General features: G+C 66.7%; 11 protein-coding genes and 10 pseudogenes. 6 read left to right on the top strand and 15 right to left on the bottom strand.

Annotated elements, in window-relative coordinates; genetic code table 11:
- Window positions 1-145: 145 nt before the first annotated feature.
- On the bottom strand, window positions 146-979 hold the full coding sequence (arsM, locus tag OG435_RS00515) for an arsenite methyltransferase (protein ID WP_266874739.1): 834 nt from the start codon (window positions 977-979) through the stop codon (window positions 146-148).
- Window positions 980-1,083: 104 nt separating this feature from the next.
- Between arsM and OG435_RS00510 the strand changes: the two are divergent.
- Window positions 1,084-1,200 (top strand): annotated as a pseudogene (locus OG435_RS00510) (transcriptional regulator); the annotation flags it as partial.
- Window positions 1,201-1,240: 40 nt separating this feature from the next.
- On the opposite strand, the pseudogene OG435_RS00505 reads toward OG435_RS00510, so the two are convergent.
- From OG435_RS00505 to OG435_RS00485, 4 genes and pseudogenes are all read right to left on the bottom strand, one after another.
- Window positions 1,241-2,275, bottom strand: a pseudogene (locus OG435_RS00505) (IS630 family transposase); the annotation flags it as partial.
- An 11-nt stretch (window positions 2,276-2,286) separates the two neighbouring features.
- Window positions 2,287-2,529: pseudogene (locus tag OG435_RS00500) on the bottom strand (IS5/IS1182 family transposase); the annotation flags it as partial.
- 36 nt (window positions 2,530-2,565) lie between these two features.
- Window positions 2,566-3,644, bottom strand: a protein-coding gene (locus OG435_RS50590; RefSeq protein ID WP_430625547.1) for an IS630 family transposase whose coding sequence is annotated in 2 segments (ribosomal slippage) — window positions 2,566-3,143 and window positions 3,143-3,644 — 1,080 coding nt in all. Because the reading frame shifts where the segments join, the coding sequence is not laid out codon by codon here.
- A 78-nt stretch (window positions 3,645-3,722) separates the two neighbouring features.
- Window positions 3,723-4,307, bottom strand: a pseudogene (locus tag OG435_RS00485) (transposase); the annotation flags it as partial.
- Window positions 4,308-4,591: 284 nt separating this feature from the next.
- Between OG435_RS00485 and OG435_RS00480 the strand changes: the two are divergent.
- A pseudogene (locus OG435_RS00480) lies at window positions 4,592-4,855 on the top strand (ArsR/SmtB family transcription factor); the annotation flags it as partial.
- Between the two features lie 31 nt (window positions 4,856-4,886).
- Here OG435_RS00480 and OG435_RS00475 read toward each other — a convergent pair.
- A complete protein-coding gene (locus OG435_RS00475; RefSeq protein WP_266874737.1) occupies window positions 4,887-5,336 on the bottom strand; it encodes a GNAT family N-acetyltransferase in 450 nt (149 codons plus the stop codon).
- A gap of 106 nt (window positions 5,337-5,442) precedes the next feature.
- Here OG435_RS00475 and OG435_RS00470 point away from each other — a divergent pair.
- Window positions 5,443-6,163: pseudogene (locus OG435_RS00470) on the top strand (IS6 family transposase).
- A 66-nt stretch (window positions 6,164-6,229) separates the two neighbouring features.
- Here OG435_RS00470 and OG435_RS00465 read toward each other — a convergent pair.
- From OG435_RS00465 to OG435_RS00450, 4 genes and pseudogenes are all read right to left on the bottom strand, one after another.
- Window positions 6,230-6,394: pseudogene (locus tag OG435_RS00465) on the bottom strand (IS6 family transposase); the annotation flags it as partial.
- A gap of 86 nt (window positions 6,395-6,480) precedes the next feature.
- Window positions 6,481-6,756 carry a sortase domain-containing protein gene (locus OG435_RS00460; protein ID WP_266874736.1) on the bottom strand — a complete coding sequence of 92 codons (276 nt, stop codon included), beginning with the start codon at window positions 6,754-6,756 and terminating at the stop codon, window positions 6,481-6,483.
- Between the two features lie 57 nt (window positions 6,757-6,813).
- On the bottom strand, window positions 6,814-7,107 hold the full coding sequence (locus OG435_RS00455; RefSeq protein ID WP_266874735.1) for a hypothetical protein: 294 nt from the start codon (window positions 7,105-7,107) through the stop codon (window positions 6,814-6,816).
- 74 nt (window positions 7,108-7,181) lie between these two features.
- On the bottom strand, window positions 7,182-8,315 hold the full coding sequence (locus OG435_RS00450; RefSeq protein ID WP_266874734.1) for a hypothetical protein: 1,134 nt from the start codon (window positions 8,313-8,315) through the stop codon (window positions 7,182-7,184).
- 825 nt (window positions 8,316-9,140) lie between these two features.
- Here OG435_RS00450 and OG435_RS00445 point away from each other — a divergent pair.
- The gene (locus OG435_RS00445; RefSeq protein WP_266874733.1) at window positions 9,141-10,100 is read left to right on the top strand and encodes a serine hydrolase; all 960 of its coding nucleotides are present in this window, start codon (window positions 9,141-9,143) and stop codon (window positions 10,098-10,100) included.
- Window positions 10,101-10,278: 178 nt separating this feature from the next.
- On the opposite strand, the gene OG435_RS00440 is transcribed toward OG435_RS00445, so the two are convergent.
- The 3 genes and pseudogenes from OG435_RS00440 to OG435_RS00430 form a co-directional block, all read right to left on the bottom strand.
- A complete protein-coding gene (locus OG435_RS00440; RefSeq protein ID WP_430625546.1) occupies window positions 10,279-11,673 on the bottom strand; it encodes an IS30 family transposase in 1,395 nt (464 codons plus the stop codon).
- An 80-nt stretch (window positions 11,674-11,753) separates the two neighbouring features.
- Window positions 11,754-13,010 carry an IS256 family transposase gene (locus OG435_RS00435; protein WP_266874713.1) on the bottom strand — a complete coding sequence of 419 codons (1,257 nt, stop codon included), beginning with the start codon at window positions 13,008-13,010 and terminating at the stop codon, window positions 11,754-11,756.
- A 149-nt stretch (window positions 13,011-13,159) separates the two neighbouring features.
- Window positions 13,160-13,567 (bottom strand): annotated as a pseudogene (locus tag OG435_RS00430) (ISAzo13-like element transposase-related protein); the annotation flags it as partial.
- Window positions 13,568-13,876: 309 nt separating this feature from the next.
- Between OG435_RS00430 and OG435_RS00425 the strand changes: the two are divergent.
- Window positions 13,877-15,157 carry a right-handed parallel beta-helix repeat-containing protein gene (locus OG435_RS00425; RefSeq protein WP_266874732.1) on the top strand — a complete coding sequence of 427 codons (1,281 nt, stop codon included), beginning with the start codon at window positions 13,877-13,879 and terminating at the stop codon, window positions 15,155-15,157.
- A 159-nt stretch (window positions 15,158-15,316) separates the two neighbouring features.
- Window positions 15,317-15,778, top strand: a pseudogene (locus tag OG435_RS00420) (IS6 family transposase); the annotation flags it as partial.
- 272 nt (window positions 15,779-16,050) lie between these two features.
- On the opposite strand, the pseudogene OG435_RS00415 reads toward OG435_RS00420, so the two are convergent.
- A pseudogene (locus OG435_RS00415) lies at window positions 16,051-16,771 on the bottom strand (IS6 family transposase).
- Window positions 16,772-17,270: 499 nt separating this feature from the next.
- Complete coding sequence (locus OG435_RS00410) at window positions 17,271-18,485, bottom strand: IS110 family transposase (RefSeq protein WP_266874731.1); 1,215 nt, start codon at window positions 18,483-18,485, stop codon at window positions 17,271-17,273.
- Window positions 18,486-18,758 lie beyond the last annotated feature (273 nt).

Here is an 18,758-nt window from a genome sequence, read left to right as displayed (position 1 = left end):
TGGTTGCGGCGGGGCCCCCTCAACGTGCTCGGCCGCTACGGCTTCACCGCCTCCACCCCGGCCGCAGGGGCCTTGCGCCCCCTGCGGGACCCGGACGCCGCCGGGCTCGGCGACGATGACGACGGGACGGACTGGACGCCGCCTGTCAGCTCCCGCAGCAGCCGGCCGCGGAGTCCGACCTGGCGGGCATGGCGGAAGCAGCGGTCTCCGGCTCGGTGCTGATGTCCTGGGTGTGGGGCTTGGCGGCCTTGACGATGGCGGAGTGCATTCCGTCCGCGACCGTGTGGGTGGGGGTGATCTCGATGTCCGTGAACCCGGCTGCTTCGAGCCCGGCTCGGTACTCGGTGAAAGACAGGGCGCCCGCGATGCAGCCGACGTAGTCGCCGCGTTCGGCCCGCTGGGCGGGGGTGAGGGTGTCGTCGGCGACGACGTCGGAGATCCCGATCCGGCCGCCGGGGACCAGGACGCGGTAGGTCTCGGTGAAGACGGCCTGCTTGTCGGTGGACAGGTTGATCACGCAGTTGGAGATCACGACGTCGATCGTTGCGGCGGGCAGGGGGATGGCTTCGATGGTGCCCTTGAGGAACTCGACGTTGGTGGCGCCGGCCCTCTTCTGGTTGGCGAGGGCCAGGGCCAGCATTTCCTCGGTCATGTCGAGGCCGTACGCCTTGCCGGTGGGTCCGACGCGGCGGGCGGAGAGCAGGACGTCGATACCGCCGCCGGAGCCGAGGTCTAGCACCCGGTCGCCTTCGTGCAGATCGGCGACGGCGGTGGGGTTGCCGCAACCGAGGGAGGCGGCGACGGCCTCTGCGGGCAGGTCCTCACACTCGCCGCCGGTGTAGAGGCCGGAGCCGAAGTTGTCGTCGATCTCGATCGCGGCCGGCCCGCAGCAGGCGCTACCGCCCTCGGTGACCTGGACCGCGGCGGCCGCGTAGCGCTGGCGGACGGTCTCGTGCAGGTCGGTGGACTGCTCGGTCATGACTGGCTCCTGGGTAACGGGGCCTGGCGGGGCCCGGAACAGCTTGCATTCACGTTCTTCGATTCAACCTTGCGCCTTATATCGAAGAACGTCAACATAGAAGAATGTCGAAACAAGAGCTTGTGGTGCTCGGCCAGAACGCGGCCGACGCCTGCTGTCCGACCCTGCTGACCGCCCCGCTGGACGAAGAGGCCGCAGCCGATCTAGCGCGCGTGTTCAGGCGCTAGTGCCTTGACCGGGAAGGTTCGCCGGGTTGGGCGGTCAGCCCGCTGCTGAGAGTGGTCTGCCGCCCCAGCGGATGCCTCTTTCGCTGCGGATGCGGGCGCGTTCACGTCGTTGGGCGGCGAGGACGTCGGGGTGGCGGGCGTTTTGGTTGCGCCAGCGCAGGTAGGCGTGCAGGGCCCGGGTTTGGACTGTGTGGTTGGGATGGTGCGAGTTGGCCAGTGTGAACTGCCGTAGCGGCCCGAAGTGAGCCTCGATGGGGTTGGCCCAGGACGCGTAGGTCGGGGTGAAGCACAGCTCGACCTTGTTATTCGCCGCCCACCTGCGGATTCTCCAGTTGAGGTGGGCGGAGAGGTTGTCCAGGATCACGTAGATCGGGGCGCGGTCCGGGCGGGCCGCCCGGATCGTCCTCAGGGCGGCCCAGGTGTGGTCGATGCCCTTGCGGCGCCGGTTGATGCCCCACATCCGATCGTCGCCGACGGAGTAGCAGCCGTGGAAGTAGGTGAGGCCATGGGTGCGCCGATAGGTGGCCGGCAGGCGGTCGGGCCGGGACTGCTCGGCCCAGCAGGAGCCTGCGGTGGGGCGGATTCCCAAAGGCCCGAACTCGTCGAACGCGAACGTGCGGTCCGGCCGCTCGTTGATCGCGTACTCGATCCGGCCCAGCTTGGAGTCGAAGTCCGAATCTGGGGACTCCTTCCAGGTCTTCGTGCGCTGGAAGGAGATCCCGCGGCGGGCGAGTAAGCACCGCAGTGCCTCTCGGCCGATGGGGATGGGGCGGGCATGGTTGCGCCGCAGGTGATCGGCGAGCTTTCGGATCGACCAGCGGGTGAAGGGCTTGCCCAGCACGGTCGGACGAGTAGTGGCCGTCTGGACGACGAAGTCCTCGTCATCACGGTGGAGAAGGCGGGGACGGCCTCCCGCCCATCGAGGGTTCAGGCATGCGAGCCCGATCTCGTTGAACTTGTGGATCACATCGCGGACGGTGTCCTCGTCCGCCTGTACCAGGCGGGCTATGACGGGGACCGTGCTCCCGCCGGCCGAAGCCAGCAGCATCATCGCCCGCCTAAGACCGACCGGCAAATGGATCACTTGAGGCGTCGGGTGGTGGGGCGGTCGGCCCAGCGGTAGCGGCTCGTTGCTCGACGGATGAGCATGCGGAGCGTGACGAGGGCGGCGGCCAGGTACAGGTAGAAGTCCACGATGCTGCCGCTCTTCTCTGTGCAGCGCCGCAGCTTGCCGTAGTCGTTCATCCACGAGTGCGTGCGCTCGACCACCCAGCGCTTGCCGGCTTGGATCGGGGCTGGCACGCCCTTACGCGCGATCTCGGCCGTGAATCCGAACTCGGCTATACTGACTTCGGCTTTTCAGGGTGAGGGTGGTGCGTCGAGGGTCAGGCCGGTGCCGGCTATGAAGCCGTCGAGGGTGTGGGGCCGGTATTGAAGGCGTTTGAGGCGGTTGCGGACGAGGGCTTCGAGGCGGTCGAGGGCCATGACGGCGAGGTTGGCGAGGCTGCGTTTGACGTGGGCCCATACCCACTCGACTGGGTTGAGTTCGGGTGAGTAGGCGGGCAACAGGAACACGGTCAGCCATTCACGCTCGGCGACGAAGTCGCGCATCCTGCGGGAGACGTGGGTGTTCAGCCGGTCCCAGACCAGCACGATCGGTGCCCTGACCAGCTGGTGGACTCCGTCGACGAGCGCGATGAAGTCCCGCTCGCTCATGCTGCGACGTGTTCCCTTGCCCGCGGGATGGGTCCGTAGGCGGTGACACAGCCGGGTCCTCGAGCCTGGCCGCATCGCGATCAGCCCGGCCACCGACAGCCGTCCCGACCGCCGGCCGCTGATGGTGACGACCGGAGTCACTCCTCGCCGGCCCCAGGTACGCCCCCGGGGCGGCCTGCGGGTGAACCCGGCTTCGTCTTCGAAGCAGACGTAGCCCCCGCAGGCCGCCCTCGCCCTTTTACCTCCGGCCAGGTCGCCTCCCGCCACATACTCACGGCCTGCTCATCGCGTTCGGCGACCCGCCGGGCGGGGACCTGCGGGCTGAAGCCGAGCCGGTGCATCAACCGGGTAGCGCCCGAGACGCTGTAGGTGACGTGGAACTTCCGGCCGATCAGCGTGGCCACCCTCGACGCGGTCCACACCTGGTCCTCCACCCAGCCATGAGCGGCCGGGCCCTGCTCCAGATACGCGGCCAGCTTCTCCAGACACCGCGGGGACAGACGGCACCGTGGACCGCTCGGACCGCGGGAGGCCAGAGCCTGAACACCACCATCCCGCCACAACTGATGCCATTGATAAGCCGACTTCACGCTCACCCGAAGCCGCCGTGCGACCTCCGACGGATTGATCTTCTGCTCGAACAGCTCAGCCGCCTGCATACGAACCGTCTCCCGGCGCCGACGTCCCGCAGGAGTCAGCCCGCCCCCATCCGCATATTTCACACACCACGGATACAGCCACCCACCCAGACCCATCAGGGACTTCGCAAACATTCACCCCAAAGAGCTGAAGTCAGTAAGCGCACGGGACGTGGTGCTGTCGTAGCCGCGGTCGAGGTTGACGTTGACCGCCGTCGGCATTGCGCCGACCTGTGCCTTCGCCGCCTCCAGGGTGGGGCCCAGCAGGGGTGAGTCGTGCCGGTTCGCGCCGGCGGAGACGATTCCGATCGGGACACCGCAGGCGTCGGAGGCGACCGAGCGTTTCAGTCCTTGCTTGCCCCGGTCGACCGGGGAGCGTCCCGCCTTCTCACCGCCGGACGGGGCCTTGGTGATGCAGCCGTCCACCGAGATCTCGCCCAGCCCGAGACCGATCATCCGGTCGTGCGCCTCGAGAGCCAGTGCGTGGACCTTCTCGGATATCCCCAGTTCAGACCACTCCTTGACGCGGCGTCTGATGGTGCGGTCGGAGCATCCGGGGGTGGAGATGCGCTCGTAGCCTGAGCCGTGGACCAGCGCGAGCACGACGTGCTCGAAGACCGTCCGGTCAGCGATCCGGCGGCGGTGGCAGCCCAGCGGGTGGTCCGCAGCGAACTCTCGCCGGGCGGGCAGGAGGGCGGAGAACTGGTCCCAGAGGGGTTCGAGCAGGCAAGATGGCAGCGCGGGCACGGCCGTCCTTCGTGATCACTGAGCGTAGAGAACTCCATGATCACGTGGACCCGTGCCCGCACTGCATCCACCGCGCTCGATCACTCGACAGAGGCTGCCTATTGCCGGTCGGTCTAAACCGCACCGAACTCGTACTGCCCCGCCGGACGATGTGCTGGAGTTTCTGCCCCTCCTGCTCGGTCAGCCCGCGAACCGGACCGGTTTCGCCATCCCGCCTCCCCACTGGTCCGGGGAAGCATTACCAACCAGCACAACGAACAACCCGGCAAACCTTTCCGGTCACAGCACTAGGCGACCCGGTGCGGCTGCTGTCGATGATCGCCTCGCGGGACGGCGGGGAGATCTGCGTCTGCGATCTCACCCCCGCCTTCGAGCTGTCCCAGCCGACGATCTCCCATCATCTGAAGCTGCTGAAGCAGGCCGGGCTGATCGACTCCGAACGGCGGGGCACCTGGGTGTACTACCGACTCCTGTTGCAGACCATCGACCGCCTCGCCGAGGTCCTGACCCGCCCCGGCACCTCGGCTGAACCCGTCGGGACCACCTCGTATTCGCGCGCGTGCACGGGACGCCGCAGGGTTATGGGTGCGTGGGTTCGGTCTGCTGACGGTGGAGGTAGAACAGTTCGGGGTCGTCTTCGTCGAGGCCGTGGAGAAGGCCCGCTGGGGCCCATCCGACGCGTTGGAGCAGGCGTTGCATCGCGTGGTTGGAGAGGTTGGTCGAGGTGAACAGCTTCGGGGTCGTGCACGAGGCCGCAGCGGCGTGCAGCAGCAGTTGGCCAACGCCCTGGCTGCGGGCGGCCGGTGCCACCATCAGCATGGTGACGAAGCCCTGGTCGAAGAACGTGTACTCGACCACGCAGTAGCCCAGCGGGCCGGACGCGTGCTCCGCCACGATCGCCAGGCCTTGCCGGCACCACCTTCGGATGCTCGCCTGCCGTTCGTCACTGCCTTCGACTGCGACCGTGTCGATCCCGATCAACGCGTCCGCATCCGACTCACTCGCCCGGCGCACGACGAACTCGTCCAAGTCAAATGCATCCATCCATTCATGCTGTCAGCCCGGCGTTGTCACGTTGCCGGTGGCGCTCTGGGATGATCTTCGGGTTGGGGTCTTCCGGGGTGGGGCGGGGCTCGTGTCGTCTGTTGTGCCGTCGTACAAGAATCACCGCTACCCGGCCGAGATCATCGCGCACTGCGTGTGGCTGTACTTCCGCTTCCCGCTCTCCTTTACGCGAGGTGGAGGAGATGATGCTCGAGCGGGGCGTGGTCGTCTCCTACGAGACGGTCCGCCGCTGGTGTCGGAAGTTCGGGCAGGCCTACGCCAAGGCGCTGCGCCGCAGGCGCCCACAGCCCGGCGACAAGTGGCACCTCGACGAGGTCTTTATCAAGGTCAACGGGGTGCAGAAGTACTTGTGGCGGGCCGTCGACGCCGACGGCAACGTCCTCGACATCCTGGTCCAGAATCGGCGTGACAAGGCCGCGGCCAGGCGTTTCTTCCGCCGGCTGACGAAGGCCACCAGGACGGTGCCGCGGGTGGTCGTGACCGACAAGCTGAAGTCGTACGGTGCTGCGCATCGTGAGGTGATGCCCTCGGTGGAGCACCGTGCGCACAAGGGGTTGAACAACCGGGCGGAGAACTCCCACCAGCCCACCCGGCAACGCGAACGCGCGATGAAAGGATTCCGCAGTGTCGGCTTGGCGCAGCGGTTCCTGTCCGCGTTCACCGGGATCTCACCCCACTTCCGAACCGGACGCGACTTCATGACCGCCGGCCGCCACCGCTTCGAAATGAGCCTCCGCTTCACCGTCTGGGACCAGATCACCGGCGTCGCCGCCGTGCCCTCCGCGGCCTGAGCAACCAGCCGCCGACGGCTTCCTCGCACCCCCCAGCGATCACACGACCGACAACGTGACAGCACCCCGCCGGACCGTCTCGTAGGAGACGATCACGCCCCGTTCGAGCATCATCTCCTCCACCTCATGGAAATGGAAGGAGAGCGGGAACCGGAAGTACAGCCACACGCAGTGCGAAATGATCTCCGCCGGGTAGCGGTGATTCTTGTACGACGGCACAACAGACGACACGAACCCCACCCCCCGCCGGACGGAGACCCGAAGATCATCCCAGACCGCCGACAACGTGACAGGGCCCCGCCGGGTGCGGCCGTCGGTCAGGGAGTGGCGGAGGCCAGGGCCGCGTAGACGACGAGGTTGTCGCGGTAGCCGCTGCCGGCCGGACCGGCGGGGACCGTGCAGGTCACCAGCCGCAGCTGGGGAGTGCTGGTGGCCCCGTACACGGCATCGGACGGGAACTGGGACTTGGGGTAGACCTGCGACTTGGTCACCGTGAAAACCGCCGTGCTGCCGTCCGCCCGGACCGTCTTGATCTGGGCGCCGGGCTGGAGTTCACGGAGCCGGTAGAAGACGCCCTTGCCGTACGAGCCCACCGTGACGTGCCCGAGCAGGACACTGGCACCGGTCTCACCGGGCGTGGGGGAGCCGTCTCACCAGCCGGCGGGGGAGTCCGCCGCGATCGGGGGCACCTTGGCCGTGCCGTCGGCGGCGAGCCCCAGCGGCACGATCTTGCTGTCCACGCCGATCGAGGGGATCTCGATGCGTTCCGGCACGGAGCGGGTCATGGCGGCCGGCTGGGCGGCCCCCGCCGGGCCCGCGGCGCTGGCCGTAGAGGTTCCGCCGTGCCCCGCGAAGGCGAGGGCGGTCAGGGCGGCCGCCACCAGGACCATGCCGGCGCCCACCCACAGCCGCCGGGCCTTCCGCCGGTCGCGCCCGGCGGGCACTCCGGGCTCCCCGGGCGGCCCCGGGTCCCCGGGGGCCCCGGGGAAGCCTGACATCGGCTGGTTCGGGTGGCCGCTCACCGCTGGTGCACCCGCAGCCAGCGGCGGCCCAGGAGTCCGGCCGCTCCGATGGCGGCGGCCACACCGAGGCCCTCACCGGTCTCCTCGAGCGGGCTCTGGTGCCCGCCGCCGGTCACGACACCAGTGTCGGGCGCGCCCTTGGGGATGTACGGGGTCACGGGCGTGGGGGGCGGCGTGGGGGTGGAAGTGGGGGTGGGGGTGGGGGTGGGCGGCGAGTAGGGAAGCGCGACGGAGAGGCTGCCGGTGAACGTCTCGCTGGTCGGATTGCCGTTCGAAGTCGTGCTCGGCACCGAGCATGTGACGGTGACGGGGTACGTCCGCGGGGCGAGGTTCGGGAGCACCTCTGCCGTGGCTCTGAAGCCCGAGGCGTCGGCGGTGGTGATCGTCGCCTTCCCCGGGGGTGGGCCATCCGGGTTGGCGAAGGCGTTCGAGGTGATCGACGTCACAGCGTTGGCGTTGGAGGGGCAGGTGCCGGAGATGTTGAGGCTGTCCGGCGTCAGGATCTGCTTCCGGCCGAGGGCCGTCGACTTGAACTGGATCGTCCCCGGGTCAACGGGCGGGGTGTAGGGAAGCGCGACGTTGAAAGTGCTCTGGAACGCCTCACTGACCGGCGGGGCTCCCGGGACCTGGCTCGCAGCGGTGCACGTGACGGTGACCGACTGCTCTCCCGGGGTGAGGCCCGACTTCACCTTTGCCGTGGCTTCGAAGCCCGAGCCGGCATTGGTGGTGATCGTCGCCGGACCGTCGAAGGCTGCTGAAGTGATCGATGCCACGGTGTCGGTGCCGGAGGGGCACGTGCCGGAGATGTTGATGTTGTCCGGCGTGAGGATGTTCTTCCGGCCGAGGGCCGTCGACTTGAACTGGACCTTCCCGGTGCCGCCGGGGATGCCCGGATCCGTGCTCCCGCCGTCCGTGGCCGTGCCACTGCCCGAGTCGCCGTCGGCGGTCGTCCCACCGGTCGTGGGGGCCGTGGCGTTGTGGATCCCGGGGGCCGTCACGTTGTTGATGGCGGGGGCCGTGAGGTTGTGGATCGTGGGACCCGCCGCAAACGCCGGTGCGGCACCTGGGAGCATCAGTGCGGCCGCTCCGATGGCGGTTGTCGCGATGCCCGTTGCAATGATCGACTTCATGCCCTGTCTCCTTCTGAGCGCGTTCCAGGCCGGATCCCCGTTGGAGGCGCCTGCATGTTGCGAGGCACACTCTTCGCGCTTTCGGAGGTCCGGTCATGGACCGATCGGGGGACCAGCCGGTGGATACGGGCTCTCGAAGGGGCTCTGCCGTGCAAGGGGCGATGGTCTGCAAGGGGCCCGTGGCCGGCGGACCGGCCCCGGACCATTCGCCAGGGTGCTGTCAAGTTGTTCGTGGGCTGGCTGGCTGATGGTGCGTCAGGGCATGGTGGGGGCAGAGTGGTCGCGCTGGGTTAGGCCGTGGTGGGCATGACGGTGACCCCGGTGATCTGGTCCCATATGGCGAAGCGGGGGAACCTCATAGCCTGAATTAACTAATTGTTGGCTGTCCGGAAAACGCGGAGCCCCTCACACCCATCCGATGGAGACACCTCAAGCAACACAACTCACGATCGTTTTACGAGCTCATAGGACTCGGTCTTGGCGCGCGGGTCCGCCCTGCGTGTCTGATCGGCAGGCCACAGCCGGCTGACTACTCTTCGTGCAGTTCGTAACGCATAGTGTTCGCACCGGAGGTTCTGGATGGCACGCTGGTATGCGGCCCCGCTCGTATGTATGGCTTTGACCGCCCTGCTGCCCGCATCACTCTCCGCCGCGGCCTCTGGCCCGCCGGCCTCGCCTCCCGACGCCAGGAGGGCTTCTCTTGTCTGGATGCCGGCTGGGGACGGGATCCTCTCCCTCGACGCCGACGCCCGGACCGTGCGCTACCGGTCGTGCACCGCGGACACCGGCCGCGTCAGCAGCCCGGGTATGAGAGTCAAGGACGGTGTGGCGACCGGGCAGGTGCGGGTGAACGGGAAGCTCTACCGCTTCCAGGTTCCGCTGCGGGGTCGTGAGACCGGCACTCTCCAGGCAGGCCGAGACCGTCTCGAAGGCCCCACGGTAACCAACCCGCAACCCCCCACCGATCCGGCGGCGGGCCGGCACCTCCTGCCGCTGAAAGAGCGGCTCCAAGCCGTCGTCGACGCCGCACCTGTCACCGCGGCCGTCTCCGTGCGCGACCTGTCCGGCCGCTTCGGCGACAAGCAGATCAGCATCGCCGGACATTCCCGGCCGAAGGCGGCCAGCCTGATCAAGCTGTGGATCCTGGCGGAACTGATGCGCAGGATCGACTGCGGCCAGGCGCGGTACACCGACACCGTCCTGGTGGAGCCGTCCGACGTGGTCGGTGGAACCGGCAAGCTGCAGTACGAGACGTTTCCGCAGGAGGTGACTCTATACCGGCTCGCTCAGTACATGATCAAGTACAGCGACAACACCGCCGCCAACGTGCTGATCGACTACCTGGGTGGCTTCGCACCGGTCAACGCACTGATCGATTCGATGAACCAGCGTGAGACCGTCCTGGCCCGCAAGATGCTAGAAGTCGGCCCGGAGAACTACACCAGCCCCGACGACGTGATCTCTCTGCTCGGCTCGGTGTGGGACGGCCAGGTGCTGTCGGAGACCAACAGGCAGCTGATGCTCGGCTTCATGCTGGAACAGACACTCAATGAAAAGATCCCTGCAGCCCTGCCGTCAGGTGTCCCCGTCGCCCACAAGACCGGAGACCTCGACGACGTCTCGCACGATGTGGGCTACTACCTCATCCCCAACACCCCGATCGCGGTCGCATTCCTGACCTCGGGCCCGTACGACGCAGGAACCGACACCGTAAAGGAACTGGCCCGAGTGGTCTACGACTACATCGCCACAGAGCACGCCGGGACCCGGAAGGCAAACCGCTGACCCTCCGCGCCTCCATGTCAATCCATCACCACAGTCGCTGAGCTTGACTGCCTGTTTCATATACCCGTGTACGGGCTAGCCTGGGGGCCTAGGCTTGGCTGGTGTCCAAGGGCGCCAAGAAGGCCGGTTCAACTGCCTTATCTCGTGGCGGAAATCGGCTGATGTGTACTCCTTGGACTCAACCGGTCGTTGCAACACAGGCCTGTTGGAGCAACAGTACTTGCTCGTTGAGTGCCTCGGCTGGGGTCTTCCAGCCGAGTGTCTTGCGTGGTCTGGTGTTCAGTGCGTGGGCGACAGCTTCGATGTCCTCGGCGGACCAGCGTGAAAGGTCGGTGCCTTTCGGGAAGTACTGACGCAGGAGCCCGTTCGTGTTCTCGTTTGTGCCTCGCTGCCATGGGCTGTGTGGATCGGCGAAGAACACAGGGATACCGGTCTCGATGCGGAACTGCGTGTGTGCCGACATCTCTTTGCCGCGGTCCCATGTCACAGAGCGCCTCAGCTGCTCGGGCAGCGTCGACATCGTGTTGGCGAGTGCGTTCTTCATGGAGATCGCTCCGTAACCGGCCAGGGCGGGGCCGTTCTTCGTTCGGGGGATTGTCCCGAACCCTTCCTCGCGGGGCAGGTGGACCAGCATCGTGAACCGGGTCGACCGCTCGACTACGGTGCCGATCGCGGAACGCTCCAGCCCGATGATCAGGTCCCCTTCCCAGTGGCCGGGAACAGCACGGTCCTCGACCTCGGCGGGCCTCTCGCTGATTAACGCTTCCGGCGTCACGTGCGCCCAGGTCTTCCGGCGTGAACGCGCCCGCGGCGCACGCAGAGCGCGACCGGTTCGAAGACACAGAATGAGCTCGCGTTTCAGCGCTCCGCGGCCCTGAATGTAGAGGGCCTGGTAGATCGCCTCGTGGCTGATGCGCATGGACTCATCATCCGGGAATTCCAGCTTGATCCGGTTCGCGATCTGCTCCGGACTCCAAGCCTGGACCCATGCCCGATCCGCGCGATGCGGCTTGTTCCGTCCCGTCCAGTTGCCTGTTGCAGGACCTGCGATAGCCCTGCCGCATGGCGTGCTGATCTGACCGGACAGTCGCTCCTGGACGTAGGCGTGCAACCGCGGGTTGGCAACGAGCTTTGCCGCTTTCGGGCGGCGTGCAGCCATGTCGGCTTTCCACTGGGCAACGGACGCCCGATAGTCACGCCTGCCGGCTCTCGTGGCCGCGTTGCGCCTCAGTTCCCGGGAACTCGTTCCAGGATCACGACCGACATCTCGAGCGATCTCGCGCACTCCTTTGCCCTGGGCTTTGAGAAGCGCGATTTCTTCCCGCTCGCGAAACGACGGGTATCTGCCCGAAGGCGGCTTCGGATCGAACGGTCGCATGCCGCCACACTGGCGGTACCAGCGCGTCGCGACCGCCGGCGCCACGCCGACGACGGCCGCGGCCTCCTCGGCAAGAAGGCCCTTGGCGATCTCCGTCCAGAACGCCGCCTCGACATGACGCTGGTACTTCGGATGCCCCGGAGACCTCAACTTCGGACGCACCGCCCTGTCCGCTGCCTGCTGACGACGAACCACCCCACACCTCCACGATCACGAGGTGTTGCGACGACCAGTTGAAGAGCAATAGTCAAGAGTTGTGGATCAGCTGAGGTGGTTCATGCCGCGAGGGTCTCGTCCTGATCGACGAGGTGACCGTTCTCGAAGCGGTTGCCGGCTCGGACGAGGGCGACGAGGTGGGGTGCGGTGACCGCGCGCCAGCGGGCCTGGGCGGATTCCACGAGCTTGAAGACCATGGCGAGGGCGGCGGTGGGGCTGCCGGCGCCGCGGGTGACCTTGGTCCGGAGCTTGACTGTGGAGAACGTTGATTCGATGGGGTTCGTGGTCCGCAGGTGGATCCAGTGCTCGGCGGGGAAGTCGTAGAACGCCAGCAGCTCGTCGACCTCGCCGGTGATCTTCTTCACCGCCTTCGGCCACTTCGCCCCGTACGTCTTCTCGAACGCGGTGACCGCCTTCTGGGCGTGGGTGCGGTCCTCGGCGTTGTAGATTTCCTGGAGGGCTTTCCTCGCGCCGGGCTGCGCGGATTTCGGCAGCGCGTTCATGACATTGCGGGTTTTGTGAACCCAGCACCTCTGATGGCGGGCGGCGGGGAACACCTCCGCCAGGGCCCGCCACAGCCCCATTGCCCCGTCGCCGGTGACCAGGACCGGGTCGCGCATGCCGCGCCGGCGGCAGTCCCGCAGCAGATCCGCCCAGGACTCGGTGGACTCCCTCAGCCCCTCGGCGATCGCGATCAGCTCCTTGGTGCCGTCGACGCGGACGCCCATCAAGACCAGCAGGCACGAATGGGTCTGGGACAGACGGATCTTGGGGTGGATGCCGTCGGCCCACACATAGACGTAATCGGTTTCCGCCAGGTCACGGCGCTGGAAGACGGCATGATCTGCTGTCCACTGCTTCGTCAGCCGGGTCACCGTCGCCGGTGACAGGCCGGCCGTGCCGCCGAGGAACTGCTCGAGTGCGGGCACGAAGTCACCCGAGGACAGGCCGTGGAGGTAGAGCAGGGGCAGGACCTCGCTGACCTTCGGGGACTTCCGGCACCACGGCGCGAGGATCTTCGAGGAGAACCGTTCCCGCTCGCCGGTCCCAGCGTCGACTCGTTTGTCGTTCACACGCGGCGCGGCCACCTCGACCGGTCCCGCGGCCGTGGTCACCGACCGGGGCCGGTGACGGCCGTTGCGGACCACCAGCCTCCGGCCCCGCTCGTCGTGCTGGCCAGCGAGCTCGGCTATGTACTGCTCGACCTCGGCCTCCAGGGCTGCCGCGAGCATCCGCCGGGCGCCCTCCCGGACGATCTCGTCGATCAGAGAGATACCAGACTCGGTGGTGCCGTCTTCGTTGACTACGCTGAGCACGGGCGTGCCTTCCCGACCCGCGCTCGAACGCGGGCCCATTCGGTGACCATGAGTCGATCACCCGGGAAGGTACGCCCTCCGCATCCCACGAGGCACCCCGCCCCAGGCCGATCCACAGGTTCCGAGCATTGCTCCCAGTTGAATCCGCCCTGGGTGTCCCGGTCCGGATGCTGACTGCCCTCGAGCGTCTTCGCGTTGGCCTGAAGACTGAAGCCTTCCTCCCGCAGCAGGTCACCCACGGTATCGGCGCTGATCCGGTGCCCGGCCCGGGCCAGCTCCGCCGCGAGCGTACGGGTCGATTTCAACGTCCACCGCAGCGGCGACATCGGGTCGCCGCTCTCATCGGGCTCGACCAGCGCCAGCAGTGCCGGCCGTAGCCCCGGGTCCAGATCGGCGACCCGTTTGCGTCCTCCGCCGGGACGCCGGACCCGCCCCAACAGCTCGTCGCCGGATTCCAGCTCGAACACGCCATCGCGGACCGTCGTCTCACTGACCTGGGCCGCCCGAGCGACAGCGCGGATGCCACCATGCCCCAGCAGCCGGGCCTCGGCCCCCATCAACAGCCGCCGCTGCCGCTCGTCCAGATGCGGGAACAACACCGCGAACTTCGCGAAGAGTTGGTCACGGGTCTCGTCCGGGATGCGCCTACCAGACCAACGAGCCCCAGGTCGGGAAGCAACACCTTGATGATCTGCAAGCCCTTAGGCAACACTGCCAACTGCGGAACTCAGGCACCAAGGCGTCCGTCAAAGCGGAACAAGTTCACCCGCGCGCCTTGTCCGATCCCTCTTTCGGCCGGTGTGGTCTCCACCTGCAGGCGGGCAGGCATGCTGGGTGTCAATCGGAATCTCTGATGGGATGTCATCTTGAAGCGCTCCAAGGTCCGCGTGCCGGCCGTAACTGCTGCTTTCCTCGTGGTGGCGGGTGTGGCGGCCCCAGCCGTTGCCGCCCCTGGTGTCGTGGGGTCACCGGCTGTGGTGCCGGGTCACGGCGCCGATGGGAAAGTCCTCCACGTCCGCTGCGATCCCGCCCGTCTCGTCGAAGCGATCAACCAGGCCAACACGAGGGCGGAAACCCTCATCGTTCTTGCCAAGGGCTGCACGTACTCCATCGACTCCGAACGCAGCGGCAACGCTCTTCCCGCGATGCTTCAACAGATCACCATCGACGGGAACGGCGCCACCATCAAGCGGGCGAGCACGGCCGGAAGCTTCCGGATCATGGAGGTCGAAACGGGCGGCGCCCTCACTCTACGTCACTTGACGCTATCAGGCGGCCACGCCGCGCCCGGCTCAGGAGGTGGTGCTGTCCTGGTACAGAAGGGCGGCAGCCTGAACCTGGACACGGTCACCCTCAAGGGCAACTCCGGCGGCGATGGATCTTCAGCGAACGGCGGCGCGATTGCGAACTCGGGAGTGACGCACATTGCACGCAGCATGCTCGTGGATAACACCGCCTACGACGGCGGTGCTGTCTACAACGATGCCTCCGGCGCGCTGACCGTTGTCGACTCCCATCTCCTCCGGAACGTCGCCACCAACACGGGTGGCGCGCTGCACCTGCAGGCCCGATCTGTGGTCGAGGGCAGCACCCTCAACGGCAACCGGGCCAACGGCAATTCCGGTGGCGCGATCTACAACTTCGGCGGCGCGAACCTCGACTTGATCGACTCGGTCGTCGATGGCAACCAAGCTGCAGACGACGGCGGCGGCATCATGAACAAGGGCGCCAGCATCCTGACCCTGCGCCACACCACTGTCAGCAACAACACGGCCCACACCTTCGGTGGCGGACTTTACATCGAGGGGAACGCGCTGTTGGAGGACTCGAAGGTGCAGAACAACACCGCCACGATCGCGGACGGCGGCGGTATTTACATCAACGTCGCCCAAGAGGTGGCTCTACGGCGTTCACGCGTGGACGGCAACCGAGCTCTGGCCGCGTCCCGCAGGGCCGGGGGCGTTTTCATTGCGGATGGCTCCGTGACGCTGACCGACACCAAGGTCAGGCGGAACACCTCGCAGGCCGAGCCTGGCGGAATCTACAACCAAGGTCAGGTGCGTACCTTCGGCGACCTCGTCGTCTCCGAGAACGTTCCCGCCAACTGCCGGGGAAGTCAGAACCCAGTCCCGGGCTGCTTGGACTGACGCGACGCTGTCCCCGAGGCTGCTATGTCGTGTAAAGCGGCTTGAGTGGTCGTTAAGTCCGACTTCTCTTCGTTCGTGATCGCTCGATCGGGCACTGTCACGTTGTCGGTGGCGGGGTGGGATGATCTTCGGACTGTCCGTCTGGGGAGGGGCCCGTTCATATCGTCGAGCACGCGGTCGTACGCGAACCACCGCTACCCGGTGGAGATCATTTCGCACTGTGTGTGGCTGTACTTCCGCTTCCCGCTCTCCTACCGCGAGGTGGAGGAGATGATGCTCGAGCGGGGCGTGATCGTCTCTTACGAGAGCATCCGCCGGTGGTGCCTGAAGTTCAGCCAGGCCTACGCCAACAGCCTGCGCCGCAGGCGCCCGCGGCCCGGTGACAAGTGGCACCTCGACGAGGTCTTCATCAAGATCGGCGGGAAGCACAAGTACCTGTGGCGGGCCGTGGACGCCGACGGAAACGTCCTGGACATCCTGGTGCAGAGCCGACGTGACAAGGGCGCGGCCAGGCGTTTCTTCCGTCGGCTCCTCACCACGACCAGGCAGGTGCCCCGGGCGGTCGTCACCGACAAGCTCGCCTCCTACGGAGCGCCCAGTGGGGCATCGAGGCCGTCCATCACATCAGAGACTCGACGTTCACCGAGGACGCCTCCAAAATCCGCACTGGACACGGACCGGAGAACATGGCCACCTTGCGCAACCTCGCGATCAACACCCTGCGGGACGCCGGCCACCGCAACATCGCCGCCGGGCTCCGAGAGGTCTCCTACACACCATTCACCCGCCCGCTCGACCTACTCGGACTGCCCCTGACCTGCGACGCAGCATGATCAACACGACTATGAATCAGTCCTGGTCAGGGTGTGCCGAGGCCTTCCGTGGACCGGCGCTCAGGCCATCGCGGGCAGGCCGGCGGATCCGGTGATGTGGTTCCAGATGGTGAAGCGGATCATCATTTCGAGGCGGTGGCGTCCGGCGGTCATGAGGTGCCGGTGGGGTCGGAAGTGGGGTGAGATCCCGGTGAACGCGGACAGGAACCGCCTCGCGCCTCCGACGCTGCGGAAGCCTTTCATCGCCCGTTCCCGTTGCCGGGTGGGCTGGTGGGAGTTCTCCGCCCGGTTGTTCAACCCCTTGTGTGCACGGCGCTCCACCGACGGCATCACTTCCCGGTGCGCGGCCCCGTACGACTTCAGCTTGTCGGTGACGATCACCCGGGGCATCTGTCCGGTGGTGGTGAGGAGTCTGCGGAAGAAACGCCTGGCCGCGGCCTTGTCCCGCCGGTTCTGGACCAGGATGTCGAGGACGTTGCCGTCCTGGTCGACAGCTCGCCACAAGTACTTCTGCAACCCGCCGATCTTGACGAAGGCCTCGTCCAGATGCCATTTATCGCCGGGTCGCTGGCGCCGGCGGCGCAGCGCGTTGGCGTAGGTCTGGCCGAACTTCCGACACCGGCGCCGGACCGTCTCATAGGAGACGATCACGCCCCGCTCGAGCATCATCTCCTCGACTTCGCGGTAGCTGAGGGGGGAAGCGGAAGTACAGCCACACACAGTGCGAAATGATCTCCACCGGGTAGCGGTGATTCTTGTACGACGGCACTCCGGACGACACGGTCGAGCCCCTCCCCGGACACGGACAACCCGAAGATCATCCAGACCGCCTCCGACAACGTGACAGCACCCCGAATGAGAGCTTTCCGCGACCCCGGCTGAGGCCAAGCGATACAACTAGTACCTAGCCTCAATTTTCGTGCGGCAGTAGGGACAAAGTAGCGTGTGGGAAGTTGGATTCACCTGCATTTTCATAATGCAGTTAACGCAAATCTTTGCATCTACGTTACATGCCATGATGAGGAACGTTTGCTCAGAAGAATAGCAAGTCGAACATTCCTGAGGGGTTGGGGTGAGGTCGACGTCTTGAACGTGGGTAACACAATTAATCCACAATTCTTTCATTTGTTCCATTTTACCTCCTTTGTAAATAAAAAACCGCTTAGGCGACAGGATCCCAGTCCCCGTGCATTAGAAAATCAACCGATCAGTGGATGCTGGGGGGGTCTCTATGTCCTTCGTCAAGGACGTGGTGCCGGGTATGGGGCTGTTTGGGGTGGTCATGCGGCGAGGGTGATGGCGGGGGTTCTGGACTCGTAGAAGGTGCCGTCGCGGAGCATGGCGAACAGGACGCTGATGCGTTGGCGGGCGAGGCGGAGGAGGGCCTGGGTGTGGGTTTTCCCGCGGGCTCTTTGTCTGTCGTAGTAGGTGCGGGAGGCCGGGTCGGCGTTCATGCAGGCGAAGGCGGAGAGGAACATGGCGCGTTTGAGCTGCCGGTTTCCGCCTCTGGGTGCGTGTTCGCCGTGGATCGAGGTCCCGGACGACTTCGTCGTCGGCGCGAGCCCGGCGTAGGAGGCGAGGTGGGCGGCGCTGGGGAAACTGGTGCCGTCGCCGACGGTGACCAGCAGGACGGCAGCGGTCCTGACGCCGACTCCCGGCATCGAGGTCAGGACCTGGTGAAGAGGGTGAGCCTCCAGCAGGCTGCTGATCTGCGCTTCCAAGGCCCGGCGCTGGTCGTGAACCGCCGCGAGGGAAGCGGCCAGGGACGGGATCACGATGTCGAGAGTCCCGGTTCCCGGGACCACGACGGTCTGTTCGTCGAGAGCGTCGAAGACCTCGTCGATCAGCCGGACGGCCATCCGCGGGGCCTTCGGGCGGATGAGTTCGACGAGCCTGCGGCGGCCGGCTTTCCGCAGAGCGGCCGGGGATCCGTAGCGTTCGAGGAGCCAGGTGACGGCCCGGTGGTCCAGCCGGGGTCCGAGTACGCGTTCCAGCGAGGGGTGGAACTGGGTGAGCAGGCCGCGTATCCGGTTGCTGGTGCGGGTGGCTTCGGCGGCGAGGTCCTGGTCGAAGCCGGTCAGCACCGTGAGCTCGGCAGTGACCTCGTCGGTCAGCTCCAGCGAACGCAGGACATGGGGCATCGTCCTGGCCGCGTCCGCGATCACCGCCGCGTCCTTCGCGTCCGTTTTCGCCTCGCCCGGATACAGATCAGCGATCCGCCGCATCGCGAGGCCGGGCAGGTAGGCGACTTCGCAGCCCGCGTCCCGGGCGACGGTCAGCGGCAGAGCCCCGATCGATGCGGGCTGGTCCACGATCACCAGCACCGTGCCGAACTTCGCGATCAGCTTGTCGAAGACGGCCCGCAGTCTCGGTTCGCTGTTAGGCATCGGTTTGTCGAAGACCTTCTTGCCCGCCGGCGTCAGACCGTGGCCGTGGTGAGCTGTCTTGCCGACGTCCATACCCAGGAAGACGCCCACATCACCGGTGTCTAACATCGCACCCCTCCCGGGTGGTTGACCTGGCCGGCCTCGGCGTTGGCACCGTGCTCGCGCATCCACGTTATGCAGACCTGCCGCCCACGTCTCTGCCCGGCATTGCGCCGGACCGGGCGGTGGCCGGGTCTCTCATCAGCATCTCCGACGGCACCCCACGGCCCCGGCGACACCACCCCCCAGGCCATCACTTCGACAGAGGGGACACAGTCATACCGGGCCCGGAGGCCAGCGGCCCCATTGCAGGACCGCGAAAAAGATAACGGGGGGGCTATC

Origin of the sequence: Streptomyces sp. NBC_01264 (assembly GCF_026340675.1) — a bacterium.
Classification (GTDB): domain Bacteria; phylum Actinomycetota; class Actinomycetes; order Streptomycetales; family Streptomycetaceae; genus Streptomyces.
This window is presented reverse-complemented; position numbering and strand designations above follow the sequence as displayed.

What these genes read in the sequence shown, in the direction of transcription:
- arsM (WP_266874739.1), bottom strand. Translation starts at nt 979, where the DNA reads ATGACCGAGCAGTCCACCGACCTGCACGAGACCGTCCGCCAGCGCTAC.
- OG435_RS00450 (WP_266874734.1), bottom strand. Translation starts at nt 8,315, where the DNA reads ATGAAGTCGATCATTGCAACGGGCATCGCGACAACCGCCATCGGAGCG.
- OG435_RS00410 (WP_266874731.1), bottom strand. Translation starts at nt 18,485, where the DNA reads ATGTTAGACACCGGTGATGTGGGCGTCTTCCTGGGTATGGACGTCGGC.